Origin of the sequence: Rhizobium sp. NLR16a (assembly GCF_017948245.1) — a bacterium.
Lineage (GTDB): Bacteria > Pseudomonadota > Alphaproteobacteria > Rhizobiales > Rhizobiaceae > Rhizobium.
Genome location: NZ_CP072865.1, coordinates 3,299,609 through 3,324,739 on the forward strand (window position 1 = coordinate 3,299,609; position 25,131 = coordinate 3,324,739).

At 61.8% G+C, this 25,131-nt stretch carries 17 protein-coding genes; 9 read left to right on the forward strand and 8 right to left on the reverse strand.

The features are described 5' to 3' along the window. Positions 1 to 222: 222 nt before the first annotated feature. The 5 genes from J7U39_RS16045 to vsr all read left to right on the forward strand — a co-directional run bounded on the left by J7U39_RS16045 (position 223) and on the right by vsr (position 11,101). Positions 223 to 1,548, forward strand: coding sequence for a DNA cytosine methyltransferase (locus J7U39_RS16045; RefSeq protein ID WP_210629088.1), 1,326 nt, complete (start codon positions 223 to 225; stop codon positions 1,546 to 1,548). 173 nt (positions 1,549 to 1,721) lie between these two features. Next, a complete protein-coding gene (locus tag J7U39_RS16050; RefSeq protein WP_247241677.1) occupies positions 1,722 to 3,668 on the forward strand; it encodes a hypothetical protein in 1,947 nt (648 codons plus the stop codon). A 68-nt stretch (positions 3,669 to 3,736) separates the two neighbouring features. After that, complete coding sequence (locus J7U39_RS16055; RefSeq protein WP_247241678.1) at positions 3,737 to 5,176, forward strand: hypothetical protein; 1,440 nt, start codon at positions 3,737 to 3,739, stop codon at positions 5,174 to 5,176. Continuing rightward, complete coding sequence (locus J7U39_RS16060; protein WP_210629091.1) at positions 5,173 to 10,635, forward strand: ATP-binding protein; 5,463 nt, start codon at positions 5,173 to 5,175, stop codon at positions 10,633 to 10,635. Before J7U39_RS16055 ends, J7U39_RS16060 begins: the two co-directional genes overlap by 4 nt. Before the next feature lie 4 nt (positions 10,636 to 10,639). Further along, positions 10,640 to 11,101, forward strand: a complete 462-nt coding sequence (gene vsr, locus J7U39_RS16065; protein WP_210629092.1) for a DNA mismatch endonuclease Vsr — start codon at positions 10,640 to 10,642, stop codon at positions 11,099 to 11,101. Between the two features lie 64 nt (positions 11,102 to 11,165). Here vsr and J7U39_RS16070 read toward each other — a convergent pair whose 3' ends face one another. The 7 genes from J7U39_RS16070 to J7U39_RS16100 all read right to left on the reverse strand — a co-directional run bounded on the left by J7U39_RS16070 (position 11,166) and on the right by J7U39_RS16100 (position 19,421). After that, entirely contained in the window at positions 11,166 to 12,992 is a 1,827-nt protein-coding gene (locus J7U39_RS16070; protein ID WP_210629093.1) for a site-specific integrase, read from the reverse strand. 441 nt (positions 12,993 to 13,433) lie between these two features. Then, complete coding sequence (locus J7U39_RS16075; protein ID WP_210629094.1) at positions 13,434 to 14,093, reverse strand: flavin reductase family protein; 660 nt, start codon at positions 14,091 to 14,093, stop codon at positions 13,434 to 13,436. Between the two features lies 1 nt (position 14,094). Next, complete coding sequence (locus tag J7U39_RS16080) at positions 14,095 to 15,519, reverse strand: Xaa-Pro peptidase family protein (RefSeq protein ID WP_210629095.1); 1,425 nt, start codon at positions 15,517 to 15,519, stop codon at positions 14,095 to 14,097. Positions 15,520 to 15,553: 34 nt separating this feature from the next. Next, the gene (locus J7U39_RS16085; protein WP_210629096.1) at positions 15,554 to 16,387 is read right to left on the reverse strand and encodes an ABC transporter permease; all 834 of its coding nucleotides are present in this window, start codon (positions 16,385 to 16,387) and stop codon (positions 15,554 to 15,556) included. After that, complete coding sequence (locus tag J7U39_RS16090; RefSeq protein WP_210629097.1) at positions 16,380 to 17,210, reverse strand: ABC transporter permease; 831 nt, start codon at positions 17,208 to 17,210, stop codon at positions 16,380 to 16,382. Before J7U39_RS16090 ends, J7U39_RS16085 begins: the two co-directional genes overlap by 8 nt. A gap of 7 nt (positions 17,211 to 17,217) precedes the next feature. Beyond that, positions 17,218 to 18,261 carry an extracellular solute-binding protein gene (locus tag J7U39_RS16095; protein ID WP_210629098.1) on the reverse strand — a complete coding sequence of 348 codons (1,044 nt, stop codon included), beginning with the start codon at positions 18,259 to 18,261 and terminating at the stop codon, positions 17,218 to 17,220. Between the two features lie 47 nt (positions 18,262 to 18,308). Beyond that, positions 18,309 to 19,421, reverse strand: coding sequence for an ABC transporter ATP-binding protein (locus J7U39_RS16100; RefSeq protein ID WP_210629099.1), 1,113 nt, complete (start codon positions 19,419 to 19,421; stop codon positions 18,309 to 18,311). 576 nt (positions 19,422 to 19,997) lie between these two features. On the opposite strand from J7U39_RS16100, the gene J7U39_RS16105 reads away from it, so the two are divergent. From J7U39_RS16105 to J7U39_RS16120, 4 genes are all read left to right on the forward strand, one after another. Next, positions 19,998 to 20,927: an ABC transporter substrate-binding protein gene (locus tag J7U39_RS16105; RefSeq protein ID WP_210629100.1), complete on the forward strand. Its 930-nt coding sequence runs from the start codon at positions 19,998 to 20,000 to the stop codon at positions 20,925 to 20,927. A gap of 5 nt (positions 20,928 to 20,932) precedes the next feature. Next, positions 20,933 to 21,808, forward strand: a complete 876-nt coding sequence (locus J7U39_RS16110) for an amino acid ABC transporter permease (protein ID WP_210629101.1) — start codon at positions 20,933 to 20,935, stop codon at positions 21,806 to 21,808. 67 nt (positions 21,809 to 21,875) lie between these two features. Further along, positions 21,876 to 23,006, forward strand: coding sequence for a sugar phosphate isomerase/epimerase family protein (locus J7U39_RS16115; protein ID WP_210629102.1), 1,131 nt, complete (start codon positions 21,876 to 21,878; stop codon positions 23,004 to 23,006). Positions 23,007 to 23,172: 166 nt separating this feature from the next. Continuing rightward, a complete protein-coding gene (locus tag J7U39_RS16120) occupies positions 23,173 to 23,916 on the forward strand; it encodes a GntR family transcriptional regulator (protein WP_210629103.1) in 744 nt (247 codons plus the stop codon). A gap of 402 nt (positions 23,917 to 24,318) precedes the next feature. On the opposite strand, the gene fabI is transcribed toward J7U39_RS16120, so the two are convergent. After that, positions 24,319 to 25,104: an enoyl-ACP reductase FabI gene (gene fabI / locus J7U39_RS16125; RefSeq protein ID WP_210629104.1), complete on the reverse strand. Its 786-nt coding sequence runs from the start codon at positions 25,102 to 25,104 to the stop codon at positions 24,319 to 24,321. Positions 25,105 to 25,131 lie beyond the last annotated feature (27 nt).

Here is a 25,131-nt window from a genome sequence, read left to right on the forward strand (position 1 = left end):
ACTTGCAACTACCTATAGAATCAGATTCTTTACAAGTTGCAAAGCAAACCCTGCTTTCTGTTGCGGCGAGATCTGTACGAACCCCGGCGATCGCCCGTTGAAGGACTGGATAGCGCCAGTAAAGCCCCCGCTGGCACGATGCCGCAGCTGGGCCGTTCAAAAGCCATTCGCAGGCCGACTCGGGTATTGACTTGGACGACTACTAAAGGTTGGGTTCTCCGCATGAAAAAAAAATATGTCTTCGCCGATTTGTTCTCTGGGTGCGGTGGTCTCTCGCTGGGGCTGGCGCAAGCAGGCCTCAGGGGGCGTTTCGCGATCGAGCGCGACGCGATGGCCTTCCGGACCTTCGCCGCCAACCTCCTCGACAGGCCGGGCGCTGCCACCCGCTTCGACTGGCCGGACTGGCTCGAGAAGAAGGCTTGGGACATAGAGGAGTTGCTCGAACTTCACCTACAAGACTTGGTGGAACTACGGGGGACGATCGACGTGCTCGCCGGCGGCCCGCCATGCCAGGGCTTTAGCTTCGCCGGCCGGCGAAACGAGGACGATCCCCGCAACCTACTCTTCAAGAGGTACGTCGAGATGGTCGAGGCCCTGCAGCCGCAGGCCCTCATCATCGAGAATGTCCCTGGCATGCGTGTCGCGCATGCCCGCCGCAACGTCGTCGATCTCCAGCCCCTGGACTCGACTGCCCGCAAGGTCTCATTCTACGACAAGCTCGTCGAGAGCCTGTCGGCCGCCGGTTACCACGTCGATGCAATGCTGGTTAACTCCTCCGAGTTCGGGGTGCCGCAAAAGCGTTCGCGCTTGATCGCGATCGGCGTGCGGAAGGATCTTTGCAACTGGTTGGAGGGGGGCATCCTACGGGCATTCAAGCTAATCGAGGAAGAGAGGGTCGAGCAGTTGGATTTCCTCGCGCTGGCGCCAGTGGTGACTGCGTCCGACGCGATTTCCGACCTAGAGACCGCTGGCAGCCCTCTCATTGAATGCATCGATCCGGAATCGCCCAGGCATTTCGTAGAGGGAAGCTACGGGGGGCCAAAGACCCACTACCAAGAGCTGATGCACGACGGTCATGAAGGTTCGATGGACAGCATGAGGCTCGCGCGGCATACCGACGAGGTCCGAGGCCGGTTTGCCCAGATCCTGAAGGAATGCCGAAGGGGCGTCCGGATGGACGACGCTAGCCGCCAAACCTATGGCTTGAAGAAGCATCGCATTTACCCATTGTCTGGAAGTGAGCCCGCGCCGACGGTCACGACGCTTCCCGATGACATCCTGCACTACGTCGAGCCTCGTATCCTGACGGTGCGCGAATATGCGAGACTGCAGTCCTTCCCCGATTGGTTCACCTTCAAGGGGAAATACACCACTGGTGGCGATCGCCGCACCAAGGAGTGCCCACGCTATACCCAGGTCGGCAACGCCGTGCCCCCGCTTCTCGCCCGCGCGATCGGCAATGCGCTTGCGCGACTGCTCGACGAGGTTTCCTCGGCCCAGCGCGATGCCAGCGAGCCGCTTGCGCGACCGGCCTTGGCAATGGGCTGAGGCGGACGGTCGTGGAGGTCGAAACGAGAGCCATATATCCAGCACGATTGGTCAATTGGTCGGGCAATCGATCGGGCGGGGTTCGCAGGCTTTTCGACGAAGGAAGCGGTCGACCAGGCGGGGGCGTCTTCGAGACCAACCTCCTCCACAAGCTCGAGGATTGGGCCAGGAAGATGGTCGAGGCGCCCGGAAGCGCGCCGCGGATATTGATGCTCGTTGGCGGCCCGGGCAACGGCAAGACCGAGGCCATCGAATCCACCATTGGTTGGCTGGACGGCGCGCTCGGCGCAAGCGACCGGCTGGTTCAAGCACTTGCCGGGGCGTTCCTGCCAGCCGGGGATGGTTTCGTCCCCCGCTTAGTGCGCGTCGATGCTGGGGCCCTTGGGAGCCCTGGGCGCCAGCTGGCGATCTCCATCGTCCAGGACGCGTCCACGGTCCTGGACGCCACGGGCAGGCCCGCCGCGCAGTTGTTGCTCGACGAGCTGGAGGCAATGCAATCGGCGCCGGAGACCGAGGCATATCTTTGTTGCGTCAACAGAGGTGTCTTGGACGATGCCCTCATAGAGGCGATCGATCGAGGCTCGGGCTGCTCCCGCGAACTCCTGGAAGCCGTCACCCGCGCCGTCAGCCTCGCGCCCGACGCCCCCTCCTGCTGGCCGCTTGACTCGTTCCCCGCTGTCGCTGCGTGGCCCATGGACGCGGAATCCCTGCTCTTGCCACCGGCCCGGGGCGGCGAGGCTCCGGCAAAATCCTTGGTGCGCCACGCGCTGGAGGAGAGTCGCTGGCTTCCCGCCGGCAGCTGCGCAGCCGGCCCATCCTGCCCGTTTTGTGGAAGCCGGGAACGGTTGGCTCGCGATCGGGACGAAGGGTCATTGCTGCGGATGCTGCGATGGTACGAGGTCGCAAGCGGCAAGCGCTGGAGCTTCCGGGACCTGTTCTCGCTGGTTTCCTACCTGTTGGCTGGCCATAGGGTCTCGCCTCGCGACGCGGGGCTTGAGCCTTGTGGATGGGCGGCAAGGCTTGCGGGCCTAGACGAGACGGCCAACCGCGGAGGCAAGCCGTCCCGCGAGACTTCTTCCTCGATATTCCAGTTGGTCGCCGCCCAGTACCAGCATGCGCTCTTCCACCGATGGGACCGCGACGCGGGGCCTTCCTTGCTACGCGACATCAAGGAGCTCGGTCTGGACGACGACAACACGGCAATGGGGCTATACTGGTTTTTGTCCTCGCGGCGCGCGCCATACCTGCCAAGCATGATCGGCGACGTGCTCGAGGGTCTCGGCGAGCTGCTTGACCCAGCGCTTGCCGCGCCCGACGCGGAGGTCCAAGCATCCCGCAACACGCGCTTTGCCTTGCGCGAGGTCGATATACGGTTCAGCAGGTCGGTCCTCGAGGGGCTCGACTACCTTCGCAAGCTCCAGATCCTGACGCGCCTGGAGGTGGAGCTCATCGGTCGACTCGCGAGACTCGACGGCGAGCTATCAAGCCCAGGGGTTCGTCGAAGGCGCCCCCTGTCCGCGACGAACCTCCAGAGGTTCATTCGCGATTTTGCTTGCAGGCTGGTGCGCAGGTCCCTCGGCACGAGGACTGCGACCGTCCTTGACGCGCCCATCCTCTCCGATTTCCAAAGGGTGATCGAGGATGGCGAGGGCGAAGGCCTATACGAGATAGCACACGAGGTCGAGCAACTATTGAACCGGAACCAGGATTTCGAGATCTCGCTCACGACCACGTTCGGCCAACCGCTTCCGCCGCTCTCCCGCCGCGCCATGCTAGTCGTGCCCGCGCGGTCGGTCCGCCCCCTCCAGGCCAATGCAAGCGGGCGGCCGGCGTCGCCAATCCCGTTCCTCAAGGTAGGTGACGGCCGGTCGAGCCAGCCGATCGCGCTCACGTACGACCTGTTCAAGGCCGTCAGGGAACTCGAGGAGGGCATGTCGGTTGCCTCGTTGCCTCGAACGGTCCTTGCCCTCCTCGACACGACGCGTGCCCGGCTCGCCGGGCCGATCGTGAGGGATGGCCAGCTCCTGGAACGGGCGCGAATCCAGGTAGGATCTCCCGATACCTCCGTGGTGCAGCGACGTGTTGGTTTCGGCATCCGCAAGGATGGAGCGACCCGATGACCCTGGCAAGATTCCGGGAAGAACCATGGCGCACGTCGCATCCTGCCTACCAGAATAGTGGACTTGCGATGTCGCCCGCGCCCGAATACGCAAGCTCGGAGGTCCTGCTTTCGTCATTGTATCGCCATGTCGGCCTCGAGGGCGCGACGGAGAGAACGGTTCCCCAGCGCGGCCGGGATATCGACAAGGCGGTTCAATGGCATCGCGACCGGCGCCTGAAGCCGGACGGCGCGGTGCTCGATCCGGACGCCTTTCACATGTTGCTGCATTCGGTGCTCGAAAGCCCCAAGCTTCCCAACCAGTCCTCGAAGCGTTTCGTGCAAGTCACGCCTCTGGTGCCGCAGGCGGCGCTGTTCTCCGGCTCTGCCCGCCTCAGCGCGAACTCGTGGCCCGCTGGCGCCTTGGTAAGGCGGATGATATGGCTCGGGTCTCGCGACCGGCAGCAAGCCGAGGCCATCTGGCAGGCGCTCTTCGAGGCGCTCTCTATCGTCGATGACGACGATATCTTTGCCCGCTTCCTTCAGGCGGAAATAGAGGCATGGGCGCCCAGCCCCAAGTGGGGCCTGCTGCCGGCCAACGAGCAATTCACCCTCGACGTGGACGACCAAAGGGACCTAGCTTACCCAGCGAGGCGATTTGCCCGGGACCTTGGCACGGTGATCGCCGCGAAGTCCGCGATGACCAGAAGGCAGTGGACGAGCCTCTTGGAAGCCGTCTTGAGGCTTGCGGCGGTTGCGCACGTCACGTGGACTTGCGATGTCCATGCCAGAATGTGGGGCTGCGTACGAAGCGCACTGGATGGTGGCGGTCCCACGGACATCAACGAAGCTCGTGCATTGGTCTTCCCCCGGTCCTTCCAATTCCTTTCCTATGGCGATCGCGCACTGCCGGGCATGAAGGACAGGGCCGCCGCCTTCCTGCAGGCTCGACTCGGGCTGAACGCAACCCTTTGGGCGCTCGACACCGTCCAGGAAGGAGGGCATGGCCTTTCGTCAGCGCGAGATGTCCTGGAGCTTTGCGACCTCGTACGCCGCAATTCCAGGGCCCTGGCGACGATTGGCCTGGCCGACATGCTCGCGGAAGTCTCCGAGCGCGAGACTCGTACGCTACTATGCAAGAAGGGGATCGGTTCGAACATCATGGAATTCGGCCGTCACGTCCTGGGCCAGCGGCAGGCAGCCAGCCCCGTCCTGAGGGGATACGACCAGGGGTTCGTGATAAGGAAGCGCGGTAACGGGAATGGCGCTCCCTGGGTCGTCGGCATGGGGCCGGTGGCGATCCTTGCGTTGGTGCATTGCTCGCTCTCGGGCGCGACCGGGCCTCGGTCGGTACGCCGCCTGTCGCAGCACCTGTCCGCCTACGGAATTTCCGTCGACCATCGCGACATAGCCACGAACGACCTCGGCCACCAACTGCGAATGCTGGGGCTCGTACTTGATAGCCCGGACGCGGAAAGCGGCATGTTGCTCGTGCCTCCCTTTCCAGCCGTGAAGCAGGCCATTGCATGAACCACCTCGCATCGTCCATCCACGACTTGGTTCATGACAAGCTCCAGCAGGCCTTGGCCGGCAATGCCGAGGGTCGCTTGATCTTCCATGGCCCGCCGCCCGAGATAATGTCGAGTGTCTTCGAGATGCTGGCAGGATCGTCGACGCTCGTGCCCGTCCTCCTGCTTCTCCCCGCCTTGGCACCCGGGGAGGCAAACCCACCCGCCGGCGCGTCGGGCCCGTGCGACGACACCCACCTCCTCAACCTTCGCAACTCTCCGTCGCAACCAACGTTCCTGGCGCTCGTTCCGCCTGGCCAGCACAGTATGCGCTCCGTGACGTCCACGACCGACGAATTCGGCGTCGCCGCGTCAAACAACGGTGGCAACGTGGCTTTCGAGGACTGGTGGGCGGACGAATTCATCCAGGACCTCGTTAAGGAAGGCATCGCTCGTTGTGGTCTCCATGACCAGGCGCAACGGGAGGAGGCCCGCGTCCTGGTGGGGCGTGCAGCCGCGGCCGCCGACGAGCTCGACCCCGAGCGCACGCAGCGTGGCAATGCCTGGCGGGTCATTTCTCGGTTGTTCGAGTCAGCCGGAACGGAAACTGGCCTCGCGCCAGGGACGAAGATCAGCCTTGCTTGTGGCATGCCGCCGCTCGGCGACGGCAGCCTTGCCGCTCGCGAGCAACTTGGCGTCTTGGAGAAGGTTGCCGACGCGATGTCCGATGGCTTCGGGCCTGGGATCCGGCGCGCCAAGGACAATGCAGACCAAGAGGACCTAGAGCATCTGGATGCATTCCTCGCGCACCTGCGCAGCGTATGCGACCTCCCGACTGCGTTCGAGCGCGCGACGGCGACCTACTACGCGCCCGGCAATGGACTGGAGCTTCCCGTCGTCCCGGATTGGTGGATCGCCCTCACCGCTGAAAAATGGACCGAACTGCTGACCGAGGATGCTGGTGCCCAAGGCGACATCCACATCAGCTGTTCGAACCCGCTCGTCCACCTCGGCAAGGGAATGCCGATCGTCGTCGAGGGCGGCGTCGCCTTGGCGTTCGAGGCGGTCGGGGCCCGGGCCCGCGGCACTGTGCTGGCGATCGAGCGCGGTCCAAGGGGCAATGAGATCGGCAAGGTGGTCATCGGCGATGGCGACGCGATCCTGATGGACGAATCGCTGCCCCAGCACCGGTCCCCGATGCGCTACGCGGCGTCAGCACCAGGCTTCAAGCCAGGCACCATCAAGGTAATATCCCTCTCCACCTGGCAGCCTGGAATCTTCGTGGCCTGTCGGCTTGCGCGCAAGCTCACCCCGCCTCGCAGGCCGCCGCGCAGGCAGAAGAGCACGCCGGGACTCGAGACCAGCATGGTCGTGCCAGGCGGTGGACGCTACGAAATCCTCGTCTTCACCTCCCCGGGCATCCGGGTCGACCCCGTTGCGGAGGGGACGGGCGACGACGTTCAGGATCGCATCGACACCGTCGACCAACTGCCCGTTCGAAATGTCAGAACGGGACACCATCAAATCGAAGTGGAGGCCGAGACCAACTACCAGCTCGACATCGGCTTCGAGCGCGATGCTGTCGATGGATCCGTCGACCGGGAAACCTGCCGGCTGTTCATCTCGGTGGAAGACGTGGTCGAGCAAGGATGCAGGAGCGAATTCGAGCGCTTGATCCGCGTCAATCGTCGCCTCGTCGACTCGTCGGATGCCAAGCCTGTCGTACAACTCAACCGAAGCGCCCGATGCTCCAGCCTCCAGGATTGGATGCTTGCCGAAGATGCCGTCGACCAGTCCTTCCTTCCAGTCGTCCTGGCAAACGACTACGTCGACGCTTGGGTGCAGAAACCGTGGGGCGCTGGTACTGGCCCCATCTTCTCGAGCGGGCGGTTCCTGCACGATCCGCGCCCAGACGCGACCGAATTCCAGCCACCCGCAGGCTTCCTGGAAGCACGCAGGAAGATCGCCGCCCGCATCCGGGGCACCGGCGACCAAACCGGCCTTGCCGAGGCCGCGGAGCTTGGCAAGTGGCTACGGGGAGACGAGGAATTTCGGTCGCTCGTCGAGACGTACTTGGATTCCTACGCGGCGTGGCTTGCAGCTTCCCCCGATGTCGCCTGCTGGGTGGACGTGGCCGTCGTCACCACGCTGGAGGACGATGGCCGGACGTTGGCACGCATCCCAGACGCGATCATACTTTCACCATTGCATCCATTGCGCATAGCATGGCAGTCGCTGGCGCAAGAGGTCCTTCTCGAGGCCGACACGCTCGGCAAGCCATGCCCGGCTGCCAGTGTGCTAGATCCGGATTGCGTACCGGACGTTCTCACGATGTCGCTTCGCTCCCCCGGCGGTATCGAGCACGTGGACTACCTGGCGGTCGAGAACGGGACCGACTATTGGTCCGTCCTCTGGAATGGCGATCGCCTGGGGCGGCTACCTAGCCGGTCCAAGATCGCGCCGTTCGGCGATGCCTTCGGCATCTCCGTCGGTGGCATCTCGGTTGGTTTCAGCGCAGCTCAGGTGGCTAGGGCCTTGGATGACGTATCAGGCCTCCTAGCAGCGAAACCAGTTGTCGGTCTGGTCGTCGAAAGCGCAGGCGGGACGACGGACGCATGCAACGAAGGCTTGGTCGAATGGTGTTCGAACCGATATCGAGACGGGAACGGCCGGACGCCTCGGCAGGCCGCAGGCCCGCGCCTCGTCGAGATCTACGACCACCGGTCAGCCGGCTCCCGGCCAGACGATGCTACCATCGCCAATCTGTCGGAGGATACGAGGAACAGCGTCCGGTGGTTCGATGGGCAACCCGCCCGAGCCACACCGGACCTCGGGATCATAGCGCAGCTGGACATGTCGGAGCCAAGTGCAGCGGCCGTCGCTGGCCGCTCACCCCTTGGGCATGGTGGCTTGCTACGCCATCGCGTACGCCGCCAACTCCCCGGGGCTTTCTTGAGCGAGACACGGCAATCCCTCCCGGCCAACGCATCTGGGTCGGTCCTAGCCGACAAGATTGGAGCCTGCATCGCTACCATGGAAAACCTGGGCGAGCGGCGGACCGGCTTGCGCTTCGCCCCGAATGTGAATGTGGTGCGCGACATGCTTGAGTCGCGCAACGCCGAGTTCGTCGCCGTATCATCGTCGGCGATCGATCCCGCGTGCTTTCTCGGGGGATGGCTTGAGAATGCCTACCTTTGGGACTACGACATGCCCTCCTATTCCCATCGTGCGGGCGATACAAACGGCTACTACCTTCTCTCCAAGGTCAAGCAGGCGGATCGCGAAGCCCTCGCCAAGGTCCTTGCCCGGCTGCCGTCTTGCGCGGGCATGGACGGGGACAGCGTCCAAGACCTCCTCCTCGAGATCGCCCGCAGGGGCATCCCGACGATCCGTGGCCTTTCGAGCGATAACCATGGAGCAACGGGCGACCTCGGTCTTTTCGTTGCCGTCAGGTTGCTCCAAGACCGCTTTCGCCAGGCGAACCTTGAAGGAAGCCTGCTTCCGGTGATCGACGGCGAGGGCGAGGACGTCAATGTTTGCATCATCGTGCCAGTCGATCCCTTTCGCGGCTATTTCGCCGACCTTGCCAGGTCGCTTGGCAAGGACAGGAAGGAAACATCCCTCTCCCGGCCCGACCTGCTAGTGATCGGGGCACGGTTCTCGGGCGGGCAAGTGAGAATTCATCTCACCCCCGTCGAGGTGAAGTGCCGGTTAGGCTCGACCTTCCCTGCCTCGGAGGTCGGCGATGCGCTCGAACAAGCCAAGACCTTCTCGCGCCTTCTTTCCAACATGCTGCCCCACGAGGGCCAGCCGGTCGCGTGGGCACTTGGCTTCCAGCACCTGCTTCTATCGATCATCGGATTCGGCATGAGGGTCTACAGCCAGCATCCGGATGTCGCCGGGCGCGAAGCGCAATGGTCCGCGATCCACGAACGCATCGCGGCTGCGATCCTGGGTCCGGTGCCGTGCGTCTCGGTCGACCAGCGCGGACGCCTCATCATCGTCGACGACAGCCCGCGTAGCGGGGTCCGCGACCGCGACGACGACGGGTTCGACGAGACCGTCACGATCGGGAATGGCGACGCTGGCTTTGTCGTGGCTGGCGACCCTGCCTCATTCTATGCGGGAGTAAGGGAAAGGGTCGGCCAATGGGGTTTCCTCCCCGACCTCGCCGATCCATTGCCAGTACCGTCGCCGCGGCTTGCCATCGAGGCAGCGATGGCGACGACGCAGGCGACAGAAGCGGGTGTCGCCGTCGCGGCTGGCCCGTCCGCCAGCGTGGTATCTCCCCCCGCGTCATCAGGTCTCATCCCTGGGACCGAACGTTCACCTAGCGATGCATCTCGTGGCGTCCTGCTCTCAATCGGCACGACGATCGATAGCTTCCGCCCCGGCGAGATCGGATTGAACGTCTCGGACACAAGACTCAACCAGTTGAACATGGGCGTGGTCGGCGACCTTGGCACCGGCAAGACGCAGCTGCTGAAGTCCCTCATCCTGCAAATCGCCAGCTCGGCGGCCGACAACCGGGGGATCCAGCCGCGATTCCTGATCTTCGACTACAAGCGCGACTACAGCAGCCCGGATTTCGTCGCGGCTACCGGCGCGCGGGTGGTTAAGCCCCATCGCCTTCCTTTGAACCTGTTCGACACGAGCGGGCTTGGCGACGTAGCTGCGCCCTGGCTGGACCGGTTCCGGTTCTTCGCTGATGTCCTCGATAAGATCTACACTGGAATTGGCCCGGTGCAGCGCGACAAGCTGAAGCGTGCCGTGCGTTCGGCCTACGAGTCTTCGCCAGCTGGCAGGCCCCCGACCTTGCGCGACGTCCACGCGGCCTATGCAGAATTGCTCGACGGTAAGTCGGACTCGCCGATGGCCATCATCGACGATCTCATCGACATGGAAATCTTCGTTCCGGACGCCGGCGATGCCGTGCCATTCGATCAATTCCTGGACGGGGTGGTCGTGGTATCGTTGGACGCCTTGGGCCAGGACGATCGAAGCAAGAACATGCTGGTGGCGATCATGCTTAACATGTTCTACGAAAACATGCTGCGCGTGCCTAAGCGTCCATTCATAGGCGAGGAGCCGCAGCTTCGCGCGATCGATTCCTATCTGTTGGTCGACGAAGCCGACAACATCATGCGCTACGAGTTCGACGTGTTGCGCAAGCTGCTCCTGCAGGGCCGCGAGTTCGGCACGGGAGTGATACTTGCCTCGCAATATCTACGGCATTTCAAAGTCAATGCCACCGATTACCGGGAGCCGCTGCTCACGTGGTTCATCCACAAGGTTCCGAACGTTACACCAGCCGAGTTGTCGGCGCTGGGATTGACGGGAGGCGCCGCGGACTTGGCCGAACGGGTAAAGTCGCTCAAGGTCCATCAATGCCTCTATAAGTCCTTCGACGTGTCTGGCGAGATCGTCAAGGGCCTCCCATTTTTCGAACTTCAGGCCCGTAGCGTGACTGGGGGAGAGTGAGGCCATGGTCGACACAATGACGCCCGCACAGCGTTCCGAGCGAATGTCGCGCATCCGATCTGGCAACACAAAGCCCGAGATTGCGCTGAGGCGAGCTCTCCACCAACTTGGCTTTCGTTTCCGAGTGCACGGCACCCGCTTGCCAGGCAAGCCGGATATCGTGCTAGCCAAGTACAAGACTGCGATATTCGTCCATGGCTGCTTCTGGCATCGCCATCCTGGGTGCAAGGTCGCGACGACACCGAAGTCGAACACCGACTTCTGGGCAAACAAGTTCGCTCGTAATGTCGAGCGCGACGAAAGGGTCGTGAGGCAGCTTGAAGACGATGGTTGGCGCGTGATTATAGTATGGGAATGCGACGTCGATGGTCCATCGAAGGCAACATCGGTGGCGGCACGAATTGCCATGGTGTTGCGGCAGGATGTGATCGAAGGATCCAATAGTCGTCGTGCCAAGCAAGGGTGAGTGACATGCGCTGGCTCGCCGCCAAGATAAAGTGCTCTTAAGCCCATTGGCAACTGTCCATTGCTCAACAGCTCCCTGCCACAAGTGTGCTTGCTTGATTATTCACCTTTAGATGATCGATGTCCAAATTTGGATACGCGATCGAGTTTATAAGTTCCACGCGCAGCTCAAGCATACCTTGCGGCAACGTCCCGTAACGCTGAGTCATTGTGCCTGCGGTGTGCCCTAGGATGAAGCCAAACTGCTCATCCAAATACCCTGCGCGCCGAAGCGCGTCTGCTGCTCCGTGTCGAAAACTGTAGAGGGAAAGACCGCGCCCCTCCTTTAACCCGATCTTCGTCAGATAGCGGGGGAAATCTCTGCTGAAGTCTGCAATCATCTGACCGCGATCATTACGCTCGGCCGTTGGGAAGAGGCGCTGGCCACCCTTCTCCCTTATCGTGGCGTGGTAGTCGAGGAAGCCCAACTTTACCAATTCTGGATGCACCGGCACCACACGCATCGAGCCGGAAGTCTTCACAGACTTGTCGCCTTCCCCTTCAGTCGTAATGTGCATGATCCAATGGCCGCGGTCTTCACGCACGTCTCCGACACCAAGCTGCGCTATCTCTGCGGGGCGCGCACCGGAATAAAGCATGACAAGCGGCACCCAATAACGGTGATCGCGGATAAGGACATTGCCCGGCTTACTCCAAAACCGGGGAGCTTCATCGTTCTGGCATCCGGTGAAGAACGGCGAATTGAACAAGGCGTTCATTTCGTCAACCGCGAAGGGCTTCGTCGTCTTCTCCTTAGATTTCTTCAGAAACATGTCAGCGGCCGGATTCGCCGCGATATAACCGTGGTTCGTCAACCAGGTGCAGAACGCGCTGAAGCCGGAAAGATATCGATTGACGGTCGTCGTGCTGATCGTCGGCTTCTTCACCGTCTCATTGTGCTTGACGATTTGGGTGAGCTTCATCCCTTCGAACGCTTTCGTCTCGGTGGCCTTCACAGGATATTGCAGCAAGAGCGCCTTCCACTCGCGAACCACCTTCTTGTCAATTCGATGCACCGGGAACGTGCTGCCAACGTATTCAACGAACAGACCAACGTCTCGGCGAGCCTGCGCCAGCGTGTCGGGCTTGATCTGGTTCGGGTTCTCGCGGGAGTAGCTTTCGAACAGCTCCATGATAGTCTCACCTGGCGCTGCCGCTTCGCGAGCTCTACCGCTCGCAGGCTTAACGATCGGATCTTTGGGAGCACCTGAGAAATCTCCTGTGTCACGCTCCAGGGTGCGCTGTAGCCCCTCGATCTCCGCCCGGGTCATCAAGGTGCAGAGCTCGCGGTATTCATCAGACCCCGTATCGACAAGTAGTCGATGCTGGGCAACGAACTTCTTTACTGCAGGCTCGATCAACTTCGCATCGCCGGCCGTAAGCGCGCTTTTCAGTGCGTTGAGACGGCGCGCACGGAGGTTTGCGTCATCGGTGCGTGCGCGAAGCATGAGTTCATAATCGGTGTAGGCGTTGATCATGCCGAAAAAATTCTCGGACGTGATCTCCCCCATGTCGATCTGGCGATAGATGTGCTGCAATTCGGCATCCATCTGCTCCGGTGTTGGCATGGACCGCTGCGTGCGATCATAGCCGTCAATCGTAGCCTCGTAGTGCTGCCAGACGGCGATCGCCTTGTCGTCCGAGGTAATTTCTCGGCGCGCACGAACCTCCTCGAATTCAGCGCGCCAACCCTCTATCACGGGCCAGAGGCGCTTCTTCGCTTCGTTCTCATCCTTGGTGCGCAGAGACTTCTTGCGCGTCGTGGTTCCGTAATGCCCGACGAGATCGAGCGGGACATCCAGCCTCGCGTAGTAGGTAGCGTTTCGCCGTTCGAGATATGTAACCCTTGCCAAATCCGCCCATCCGTAGCACTATTCCGGAACACCCAACCGGAACAGTCCTAGAAAATAAGCTGTTTGTTTGCAATAGGTTGTTTTGCATCATAGGCTTACTGAAAGTTGGATTACTTTCCAGGTTCCCCAGCCAATTCTCTCCATTGATTTGTTGACTCATGCCGGATTTCGTTTTGGCATATTGGCGACCTGATGCCAAGAACTGACGCCCACTGGTGAACCAGGCACTAGCGCCCCGCAACCGACCCCTTCGGGCGAAGACAGGGGTTTCGTCATGGCAGTGCGCCACGAGGTCAAGAACTCACTCGCCGCAGAAACTCATCTTCTATCGGCGGCCGCACATACCCGCCGCTTTCGTTCATTCCTGTCCGGGCAGCCGTCTTTCACTCAATTTTCAATTTTCCGATCACAGAAAAGCTCGGATGATCGGCCGGAAGCTCACTACGCCGCCGTCTGCTCACCCGCCTTCCGGCTTTCCCACTCCTGTAGCGTCGGCGTCTTGATATCGAACTGGTCACGCGTTCGGGCATAAGTGTGGCCACCCATACGGCCAACCGCATCCATCATCTGCTGATCGATATGCAGGTTTGATGCGTTGACCGCATCGCTACGGACAAACACGCCGACGACCTCGCCGAGGATGATCTCGCGGGCCGGGCCGACCTGCAGAGTTGTGTGACGGCGGCATTCAAGTGCGGCCGGGGCCGCGAGGATACGGGGGCTTCGCACCATCTGGCCGGGCATGGTCGCAAGACCCGCCTCCTCCATCTCGTTCACCTCCGGGCCGAACTTGATGGCGCAGACCTCCATCTGATCCACCAGTGCATTATCGCAGATGTGGACGGTGAACTCGCCGGTCTCCCGGACGTTGCGGGCGGTGTCCTTGAACCGCATGTCGGCATAGTTCTCTACGCCGATGGCGACGATTGCCGGATCGTGGGTCAGAACATTGAAGAAGCTGAACGGGCCGGCGTTCGGCTGGCCGTCCTTGCTGACCGTCGTCACCAGCGCGATCGGGCGCGGAATCACGGTGCCGATCAGGATCTTATAGCGCTCGCGTTCTGTGAGCGTGGCGAAGGCGAAATGGGTGTGGTCTGTCATATCAGGCCTCGGCAGCGATGCGGTGGGTTTCAAGCGGAGTATGGCGGGAGAGGTTCTCGAACCCATCCTTGGTGACGACATACATGTCGCCGACATTGCAGCCGGCCGAAAGCGGCTCCAGCCATTGCGTATGGAGCACGAAGACCATCCCTTCTTCCATCCGGTCGTAATTGTGGGAGGAGATGTTGAAGCTGTTCTGCCCTCCGGCCATGCCGACCGAGTGGCCAAGGTTGGGATTATGTGGCCCGTGCGTCGCCGGGTAGACGTGCATGAGTTTGCGGCCCTGCGCCTCCCAGTCGATGTTCTTCACATACTGTCGCGGGATGAGGCGGGCGCTGCCATCGTCCATCGGAGCCCAGTTGTAGGGCATGGTGCGCGCTTCGGGCGAGGTCAGCATGCCGCGCTCGATCATTGGCTCGAAGGCCGCGTTGTTGACGTCGCGCATCAGGGCACCGGGGCGGATCAGCTTTTCAGCGCGCTTGACGCCCTCGGTGCAGGCTTCGAGCACCTCTTCCTGCCGTTTGGTGATCCCGCCGACCGCGATCATGCGGGCGGTCTGGGCGGTGTAGCCGCGATAGGTGACATTCGAGACATAGAGGTTGATCAGGTCGCCCGGCCGCACGACATGGCCGTAGGGCTTGCCGCAATGGGTGCCGAACTCGTTGATGCCGATCTGGTAGCCGTCGCCGGTCAAGCCGCCGTAGGAGAGTTGCGCCTGGGTGAAGGCGGCGTAGATTTCATGGTCGGTGACGCCGGGTTTCGCAACATGATAGGCAGCCTGGGTGGCGATGCTGATGAGCTGGGCGGCGGCGCGGAACATGGTGATCTCGCGCGGCGAGCGGACCTTCTGCATCCGGTCGAGGATGGCGTTGTCGGCGACGAACTTCGTCTTCGGCATCAGTTCTTCGAGCGCCGCCCAGAAGGTCAGCGAGGTGCGGTCGCCGATGCGGCCGATCTGCGCCTTCGCGAGCCCCATGCCGGCCAGAAGCTCGGCGCACTTCTCGGCGGTCTTGACGACGCTGTCGCCGGGACGGTCGGCATATTCGCGGCCGATCGGACCGATCTGCCAGATGTCCTCAACCAGCACCGGCTCGCCGCCCGGCGGCAGAAGCACGGACTGGGTGAAGAAGGAGAGCAGCGTCAGCGGCTTGTCGGCATCGGTCGGGATAATCAGCACACCCTCGCGCATCCAGTCGCAGATATAGCGCAGATAGTGGTTTGACGTGTGGAACCAGCCGACGCCGCCGGTATGGACGATCAGCGCATCATGGCCGGCTTCCACGGCCTGGCGGCGGATGCGGCGCAGGCGATCCTCGAATTCCTCGACCGGCAGCGGCAGCGGCGCGTCGAAATCGAAGTCCGGCTGGAAATCGGCCAGCAGCGATCCGACGCGGTAGGATCCTGACTTGGTTGCGCTAGGGGTCATAGAGTGTTTCCTTCCAGATTATTCTTGAGCTTGATCAGGCCTGCCGCGGCGCGAGAACGCGCCTTGCGACGAGCATGACGATCAGGGTGAGACCGATGAGGATGCCCGAGATCGCGGCGACGCGGACGTCGAGCGACTCCTCGATCAGCGCGAACATCCGGAGCGGCAGGACTGTCGTTTCGGCATCCGCGAGGAAGAGCGAAACCGAGACATTGTCCAGCGACTGGATGAAGACCAGGAACGCGCCGGCAAGAATGCCCGGCATCAAGAGCGGCAGCGTCACCCGGCGAAGCGTGGTGAACCAGGATGCGCCCATCACGGTCGATGCCTCGGCGAGCGACGGATTGAGACCCTGCGCGACGACGGAGGCAGCGCGATACATCAGCGGCCCGAAGACGACGACATGGCCGGCGACGGTCAGCCAGAGCGACGGCTGGAAGCCGATGAAATTGGCGACGATCAGGGCTGCCAGACCATAGACGAGGCTGGGCAGGACGAGTGGCGACAGAAGCAAAGGTTCGATCGCGCCGACCGTCCCCTTGCGCATCCGGCTCATGCCGATGGTCGCGGGTACGGCAAAAAGCAGCGAGCCCATAACCGCAAGGCCTGCGATCTTCAGCGAATTGAAGGCAGCCGCATGTTCGGTTGCCGAGCGGACCGGATCGAGCAGCGCCTCATACCAGCGAAGCGAGAAGCCTTCAGGCGGGTATTTCAAGGTCTGGCCCGAGGTGAAGGACATCGTCAGGGCAATGACGATCGGCGCGACGAGATAGATCACGGCGAAGGTGCCGAAACCGAAAACGATAACTCTGTATAGCAGACCGGGGATGGGATTTTCACGCCTATGAGTAAGCTTGGGATTAGCCATGGCCGACAAGCCTCCTGTGACGGGAAATCATGGTCATTGTGACGAGCAGGCAACCGGTGGAGAGCAGCAGCACGACGGCAATCGCCGAAGCCAGTGGCCAGTCAAACAGCGTGCCGACCTCGCGGTAGATCAACTGCGGCACATAGACGTTGCGCGCGCCACCGATAACGACCTGTGTGACGAAGGAACTGCTGGTGCTGGCGAAGACCAGTATCCAGCCGGCCAGCAGACTCGGCAGCATGAGCGGGACGAGTACGGTGACGAAGATGCGCCATGGACCGGCACCGGAAACCTGTGCTGCTTCGGTATATTGAACCGGCGTGCGCGACAGGATGGCGACTAGGGGCAGGATGATCAGCGGCAGGTCGATCTGGCACATGGCCATGACGAGGCCGAGTTCGGTGAACATCAGGGTCATCGGCCGACCGATCAGCCCGAGCCCGAGCAGCGCCTCGCTGATCGGCCCCTGCCGGCCGAGGATGACGATCCAGGCGAAGGTGCGTACCACATTGCTGGTCAGCATGGGAATGAGCGTCAGGAAGATGATGACTTGGCGCGCCGTCTTGCCGCTATGCCAGTAGAGAAGCGCGATCGGCACCCCGAGCAGCGTCGTGGCAAGAACCGTCTCCAGGCCCAGCCGGGCGGTATTGACGAGGACGCGAAAATTGAACGCGTCCCCGAAGAACCGGCCATAGTTGGCCAGCGTGGCCCCGTCCGGGCCTGTGAAGCTGAAACCGACGAGGACGGCGAGCGGCGTCGCAAAGAACGCCACCGACAGCAACAGCATCGGTACAACGTATGGAAAACCGCCCGCCTTCATCATGCTCCCCTCAGCCTGCGACGAGAGCGTCGAACTGGCGGATCCAGTCGGCGCGGTTCTTGTTGATGGCGACCCAGTCCGGATAGACCATGTTGCCGAGCTGCTCGCGCGTCACATAGGCTTCGATCTCAGGCGTCAGCGCGACGTCCTTGTTGGTCGGGAACATCTCGGTCGGCGGCAGCTTCAGCTTGTCCTGCGCAGCCTTGGAGATGGCGGCATCCATATAGGCATAGGCCGCATCGAGGTTCTTTGCGCCCTTGGTCAGGTGGATGTTGACCGGGGCTGCCGGCGCGCCGGTTTCCGGGGCGACATATTCCGCCTTGAGGCCCATCGACTTCAGACGGGCGACATTGCCGGTCGAGCACATGAAGACCGCGATCTCGCCCTGCTGGAACAGCGTCATCTGGTGGTTGGTACTGTCGACGACGCCCTTCAGGTGTTCCGGATGGTCCTTGAACAGCTTGAAGACCGCATCCATGTCGTTCGGGCCGGAGCCAAAAATCTTCGCCATCTCCGTATAGGCCATGACGGCCGTGTTCGAACCGAAACCGGTCCAGGAGACGAGGCCGCTGTAGGCCGGATTTTCGAACAGGTCGCGATACCCCTTCGGACGCGGAACGAGGTCGGGATTGTAGGCGATGCCGTTGACCTCGATCGTCACCGTCGGACCGTATTCGCCCTGGAAGGCCGGATCGAGCATGCCCCAGTTCTTGAGACGGCTCGGGTCGATCTTCTGGATGATGTCGTTTTCGATGGCCACGGCCATCTGACCGGGCGACATCAGCAGCGTATCGTAGGGCGGGTTGCCGGGGCTCGCCATGACCTTGGCGAGCTGGTCCTGCGCCATCGACGGGGCGATGGTCAGGCCGTAGCCGGCTTCCTTGACGAGCGGGCCCAGAACGCTGCGATAGCCGTCTTCCCAGTTGCCCGGAAAGGTCGCGGCAATGGCGGTCTCGCCGGCCGCCGCACGAGCGGCGAATGGCATTGCCGAAGCTGCAGCAACGCCGGCAGCGAGAAGGCCGAAATGGCGGCGGGTCATTTTGAAGTCGTTCATGCTGTCACCTCTGTCGGTTGTTGTTGATGTCATTCAGTCATAGGCATTCACTGGATGCTTTCCGGTTCGGCCGGAAATGCGTGACACCTGCGGGTGTCGATCTCTGCGAAAAGCTGGGCCCCGATGTCCGGAATGGCGGTGCCGGGACCGCGAACCTCGGAGGCGCGCAGGCCCGTGCCGTCGTCGAGGACGAGGTCGTGGATCAGGGAGGGCCCGAGCGGCACGGAAACGGTGATGCGCGCGGCAAGCGCGTTCACGCCTGACTGCGTCATCAGGCGAACCTCTTCGGGCCGGAAGGTGATCGTGACCTTCGAGCCCGTGGTGAAGCTCAGACGGCGCGGGAGAACGAGGGTTTCGCCGCTCTCCAGAGCAATCACCGTGCTGCCGTCGCCGAACTCGGCAACGGTCCCGCGCAGGAGATTGGTCTGACCGATGAAGGTATTGACGAACAAGGTCTTCGGCCGATCGTAGACGGCCATCGGCGTATCGATCTGCTCGACGTTGCCCTTGTTCATCAGCACCAGCCGACTGGCGAGGCTCTGGGCCTCTTCCTGGTCATGGGTGACGATCAGCGTGGTGATGCCGAGCGTCTTCTGGAGATGAAGGAGCTCGACCTGCAGGTCGAAGCGCAGTGCCCGGTCAAGAGCGCCGAAGGGTTCGTCAAGAAGCAGGAGCGACGGGCGGCCCGCCATCGCGCGGGCGACGGCGACGCGCTGCTGCTGACCGCCGGAGAGTTCGCGAGGCAGGCGGTTGCCATAGCCATCGAGCCGGACAAGCGCGAGCATCTCGGCGACCTGTGCGTTTCGCTCCGCGCGCGGCACCTTCTGGCAGGCGAGCGGATAGGCGATGTTCTCCGCAACAGTCAGATGCGGGAACAGCGCATAGTTCTGGAAGACCATGCCGATCCCTCGCGCACGGGCGGAAACATTGGCAAGGTCGTCGTCGCCGAGCACGATCCTGCCCGCCTTCGGCTGGATGAGGCCGGCGATGGCCCTCAGCACCGTCGACTTGCCGCAGCCGCTCGGCCCCAGAAGCGCGACAATCTCGCCGGCCTCGATTTCGAAGGAAATGTCGCTGACGGCATTCTGCCCGCCATAGCTATGGGTAACGCCCCGAACACTGAGCCGCTTGCGATCGGCCGTCTTTGCGATGTCTAGCATGTGGCTTCCCTGACCTTGCGTGGTTGTGACGAGCGCTCCGACACCGGAGCATGTTGCAAAGGGAATTGCAAAGCCCGTGCCAGATTCGAAGCAGGACGAGCGGAATAAACTCAACTATCTGATTATAGGAACCTTTTTATGATTTAAAAAGTTTCGCAACTTTCTTATTATAAATTTCCGTTATTTATTTCGGAAGATATTTTGTCTAAAGTTTCGTCATAAATGTTCGATGCAGTGCAGAATTCTGCTCATTTATCGACCGCCGACACGATGCGTCGGGCGAGCCACGAGCAATTTCGCAGGTGTTTCGCCATCACGCAGGGAATGAGGATGAAGAGAACGGCGAGACCTCAGGCAAATTTCGCTCAGAAAATCGACGTCAAGGATGATTTTTTAATCACGGTAAATTCGAATTATTATGCGAAATAATATGCGAAACTTTATTCGGAGAAGTGGAGATTAATAATTATTAATGCAAATTCAATCGCTTGATGTCGCAAATTTAAAACTGGCACGGTGATTGCTTGGAAGATCCCAGAGAATTCACGCATGGCAAAATCTAAAAAAGGGGATCCCATGAAGAACGTGCAGACAATCCTGAAGACCGGCATCGCCACCGCGCTCGTTACCCTCATGACGCTGTCGGCCCATGCGGCCGAGAGCGTGGCCGAGAAGATGGAAGCGGCTGACGTTGCCAAGCTCCCCGGCGTGGTGCCGACGAAGAAGCTGGCGGATGGCCTTCCCGTTTCGATCAAGGCATCAGGCGTTCTGAAGGTTGCGACGGATCTGACGCCGCCGATCAGCTTCCACGACGATGACGGCAAGCTTGTCGGCATCGACGCCGATATCGCCGCAGCCCTCGGCGTGATCCTGGGTGTCGATGTCCAGATGACGGATGTCGGCGCGGGTGCTGCCATCGTTCCCGCCATCCTGTCCAAGCGCTTCGACATGACGATCTCCGGCATCAATGACGATGTCGAGCTGGAAAAGCAGGTCGATGTCATCGACTACATGTACGACGCCACCACGATCATGACGATCAAGGACAACCCGCTCGGCATCAAGAGCATGGAAGACCTCTGCGGCAAGAAGGTCGCCGTTCCGGTCGGCACCTTCCAGGGCAGGATGGTCGAGGCCGCCTCGGCGAAATGCAAGACGCCGATCGACATCATGGCGATCCCGAAGATGCCCGACGTGCTGCAGGCGGTGCGCACCGACCGTGCCGACGCCACCGTAAACGGCTATGCGACCAGCGTCTACACGACCGAGCACCAGACGGGCAACGGCAAGGGCCTGCAGGCGCTTCCCGATATCCGTCTTGCCGTCGGCTATCTCGGCATGCTGACGGCAAAGGACAATCCGGAGCTCCGCGACACCGTCGTCGCCGCCCTGCAGCAGATGGTCGACAGCGGCGCATACGAGGCGATCATGAAGAAGTGGAGCCTCGGCCCGCTTGCCGTCAAGACCGTCAAGGTCAACGACGCCGCCAGCATGCCCGCAGAGTGAACCTCATGACACTGTTCGCCACGCAAACAACGACAATGAGCCTGCCGCCACCGGCCATGAGGTCGATCAAGTGGGGACAGTTCGCAACCGGTGCCAGCGCGATCCTCGCGCTGGTCCTCCTCGGCAGCGTCGTCGCGCAGAGCCAGAGCGTTCAGTGGTCCGAGATTCCGCGCTATCTCGTGCATCCCTCCATCCTGCGCGGCGTGCTTCTGACGCTCGAGCTGACGGCCGGCGCCATGGTCTTCGGCATCGGCCTCGGCTGCCTTCTCGCCATCATGGCAACGTCGACGAACATCGTCCTGAAGGCGATTGCCGCGGGCATCGTATGGTGGTTTCGCGGCGTGCCGCTGATTGTCCAGATCTTCCTCTGGTTCAATATCGCGCTCTTCATACCGCAGGTCGGGGTGGGACACTACAGCATCTCGATCAACGACCTCGTCACGCCGGCGCTTGCAGGGTTCCTGGCGCTCGGGCTGCACGAGGCAGCGAACATGTCGGAAATCATCCGCAGCGGCCTTCTTGCCATCGACCGCGGGCAGCGCGAGGCGGCGACGGCACTCGGATTGAAGCCTCGCCAGACGTTCCGGACGATCATCCTGCCGCAAGCCGCACGCCTCATCGTCCCGCCGACCGGCAATCAGGCGATCGGCATGCTGAAGGCGAGCGCCATCGTCTCCGTCATCGGCATGCAGGACCTGCTGACGCAGGCGCAGGTCATCTACGCCCGCAACTTCCTGGTGATCGAACTGCTGTTCGTCGCCTCCATCTGGTACCTCGCGATCACGACGGTGGCGTCGATCGGCCAGCACTATCTCGAAAAGAGCCTCCAGCCCAAATTCCGCAGCGGCGCCGACAAGCTCCGCGACGCGAAACGCGCCTGAGGACCCGTCAAAAACGAAGGGCGCCGCCAGAGCAGCGGACCCGTCAGGAAACAGCAAGGAGCATGACATGAAGCTTGGCATCGACAATATCAAACTGCCGGAATCGAAAAAGCGAGGCCCGCTCGGCAGCGTCGACCATGTCAAGGAGCTCGGGCTTTCGGGCATCTTCTTCTCGACGGCACTGGACATGAGCCCGACGCTCGACATGGGTGAATTGCGCGAGATCCGGGCGAAGGCCGACGAGCTCGGCCTTTACCTGGAAAGCGGCATCGGCAAGATCAATCCCTATTGCAGCGCCGAGGAGCCGGCTCTCAGGGCCGCCGGCGGCGGCGACATCATCGCCGGCTTCACCCGCATGATCGAGGCGAGTGCCGCCATCGGCTGCCTCGAACTCTGGGTCGCGCCCGGCAACTTCAAGTCCGAATATCGCGGCCGGCTCGCCAATGACCGCTTCCGGACCGATATCACCTGGGAAGACCAACTCGTCGGCATCGAGAAGGTGCTCCAGAAGCTTGCGCCTGTCGCCCGCGCGCATGGCGCGCACCTGAATATCGAGACCCACGACGAGATTACCTCCTTCGAGATCCTGCGGCTGATCGAGAGCGTCGGCTCCGACTGCGTCGGCGTCGTCTTCGACACTGCCAATGGCCTGCAGCGGGCCGAGCATCCGGTCTTCGCAGCCAAGCGCCTCGCCCCCTTCGTCCGTCAGACGCATATCAAAGACGCCTATGTCGGCCGCGCGCCCGGCGGCCTCGACTTCCAGACCCGGCCCGTCGGCGGCGGTATCGTCGATTTCGAGACGATCCTGCCGATCCTCGCCGAAGCCAACCCCGCGCTCAACCTCTCGCTGGAGGTTGCGGCCTCCGTCGCCGACAAGCCGCGAAAGGCAAACCCGCGCCAGTGCATCCAGATCGACGATCCGATCTGGCGCGCCGGCCATCCCGATCTCACAGCCGAAGAGCTCGGCGCCTACATGGCGCTGGTGGACGCCTACGAAACGCGCGTCGCCTCCGGCGAGGTCCCGGACTGGGAGGCCTACGAAGCCAGCCAGTACGGCTACCCGAGCTACGAGCATCAGTCCTACGGCTTCAACGAGGCAATCGCCTTCATCAAGCAGTCGGCGCGTCACATCGAGGCGATCTGCAAGAACAAGGGCATCACGCTGAATTCGGCAACGGCGGACAGGAAGGCGGCCTGATCGCCCGAAATAACGGAGGCTTCGGCCGTCTGACTTCACCGGCTTACGGTGGAAACATCGAGTTGCGCACAAACATTCTTATGGAAAAAATTACGGCGCACCGATATCGGATATGTCACGGCATCTGGTGTGACCCGGAGGCTGCCGTTAAGCCTGGAGAGGAATGATGAAGAAGACGCGTCGTCAAAGCCTGAAACCGTCCACGACCGCCAACGGCGCGCCCGACACTGTTGACAATGACGACGTGTCTGAACGCATTCGCAACACGCTGGCCGCCGCGATCGGCGAAGGCGCGCTCAAGCCGGGGACCAAGATCCTCGAAGAAGCGATCGCCGAACATTTTGGGGTCAGCCGTACCGTCGTTCGCGGCGCGCTCGGCGTGCTCGAAAGCGACCATCTGCTGGAACGCAAGAGAAATCGAGGAACCTTCGTCGCCGAGCCGAGCATTGAGCAGGCCAAGAGCCTGTTCGAAGCACGGCGGAAGTTGGAGCGGCTGCTGCTTGAACTCGTCATCATGCGCGCGACGTCAGAACAACTCGATGCGCTGGAGAGGCTGACGGACGAGGAAGAACACATCCATCACCACGGCGACGAGAAATCGAAGACCGTTCTTTCCGGAAAATTCCACATCGTCCTCGCCGGCCTCGCTGGAAATCCCGTGCTGACGGAAATGCTTTCCAAGATCGTCGCCCGCCTGTCTCTTGTCATGTCGCTCTACGAAGAAGACCGCGAGGACGACTGTGGCGCCGACCATCACCGCATGATCGTTGCGGCGCTAAAGGCGAAAGACCTTGCCAAGGCGCAGGACCTGATGGACCACCATCTCGCGGACATCGAGGGGCGCGTGCGCCTGACGGAGGGACAGGGCGATCGGCATACTTTCCTCGCAGTGTTGGAGAACTTTTCGTGAGTTGCGCCAGCGGTCGGCGCCGGAAATTATTGCCGCTCGGCCGTCCTGTTGACTGATGCCCAAAGCCAGGGCACAAAGGTGGCATCCACGGTCGCTCGCGGCAGGAAAACAGTAGGAATTTCAAAGCTTTTTCGCTAAGCCATTGAAATCATGAATCCAGGTTCCCCAGCCAATTCTCTCCCAGTCCTTTAATTCCGTGATTTTCCAGTCATGCCGGATATCGTGTTGGCATCATTGGGGACCTGATGCCCAGAACTGCAGCCCGCAGCTGATGCCCACGCGAGTGAGCGCGGCCAGCGTCCCAGCGGACAGGCAAGGGCAACGCACGCTTCGAATACGAGCGCGACGTCATGCTTTGGCATCTCGAAGACGCGGCGCGTTGTAAACCACTCCACTGGTTCCCTAGTCTATGATGTGGTAGCCGCCGTCGATGTAGATGGTGTCGCCGGTGATCAGCCGCGCTGCATCATGAGCGAGGAAGGCCGTTGCCATGCCGACATCGTCTATCGACACAAGGCTGCGTGTCGGCGCCCTTTCCTCGGCCTTGCTAAGAAGCTCGTCGAATTTCGGGATGCCGGAGGCAGCCCGCGTCGCCAGCGGGCCTGGCGAGATGGCATGCACCCGAATGCCCTTCGGCCCGAGTTCGGCGGCGATGTAGCGCACGGCGCTTTCGAGCGCCGCCTTGGCGACACCCATGACGTTGTAGTTCTTCACGACCATCTGGCTGCCGTAGTAGCTCATGGTGAACAGCGTCCCGCCGCGTTTCATCAGGGGTTCCGCAAGATGCGCCATGCGAATGAACGACCAGCAGGAAATGTCCATCGTCTTCAGGAATCCTTCACGAGGCACGTCGACCACTCGCCCCTGCAGAGTATCCTTTGGCGAAAAGGCAATCGAATGCACCAGGAAATCGAGCTCGCCCCATTGCTCGGCTATCCGGTCGAACACCGCCTCCAATTGTGCCGGCAGGGAAACGTCGAGCGGCATGAAGATGGGCGCTTCCAGCGCCTCGGCCAGCGGCTCGACATGGGGCTTGGCCTTGTCATTGAGATAGGTCACCGCGAGCTCGGCGCCAAGCGCACGGAAGGCTCTGGCGCAACCCCAGGCGATCGACTGGTCATTGGCGATGCCGACCACCAGCCCGCGCTTGCCTTCAAGAAGCTTGGCCTTCACATCAGGGATCATCATCAGCCCCTCTCCCGGGTCATGGGTTGC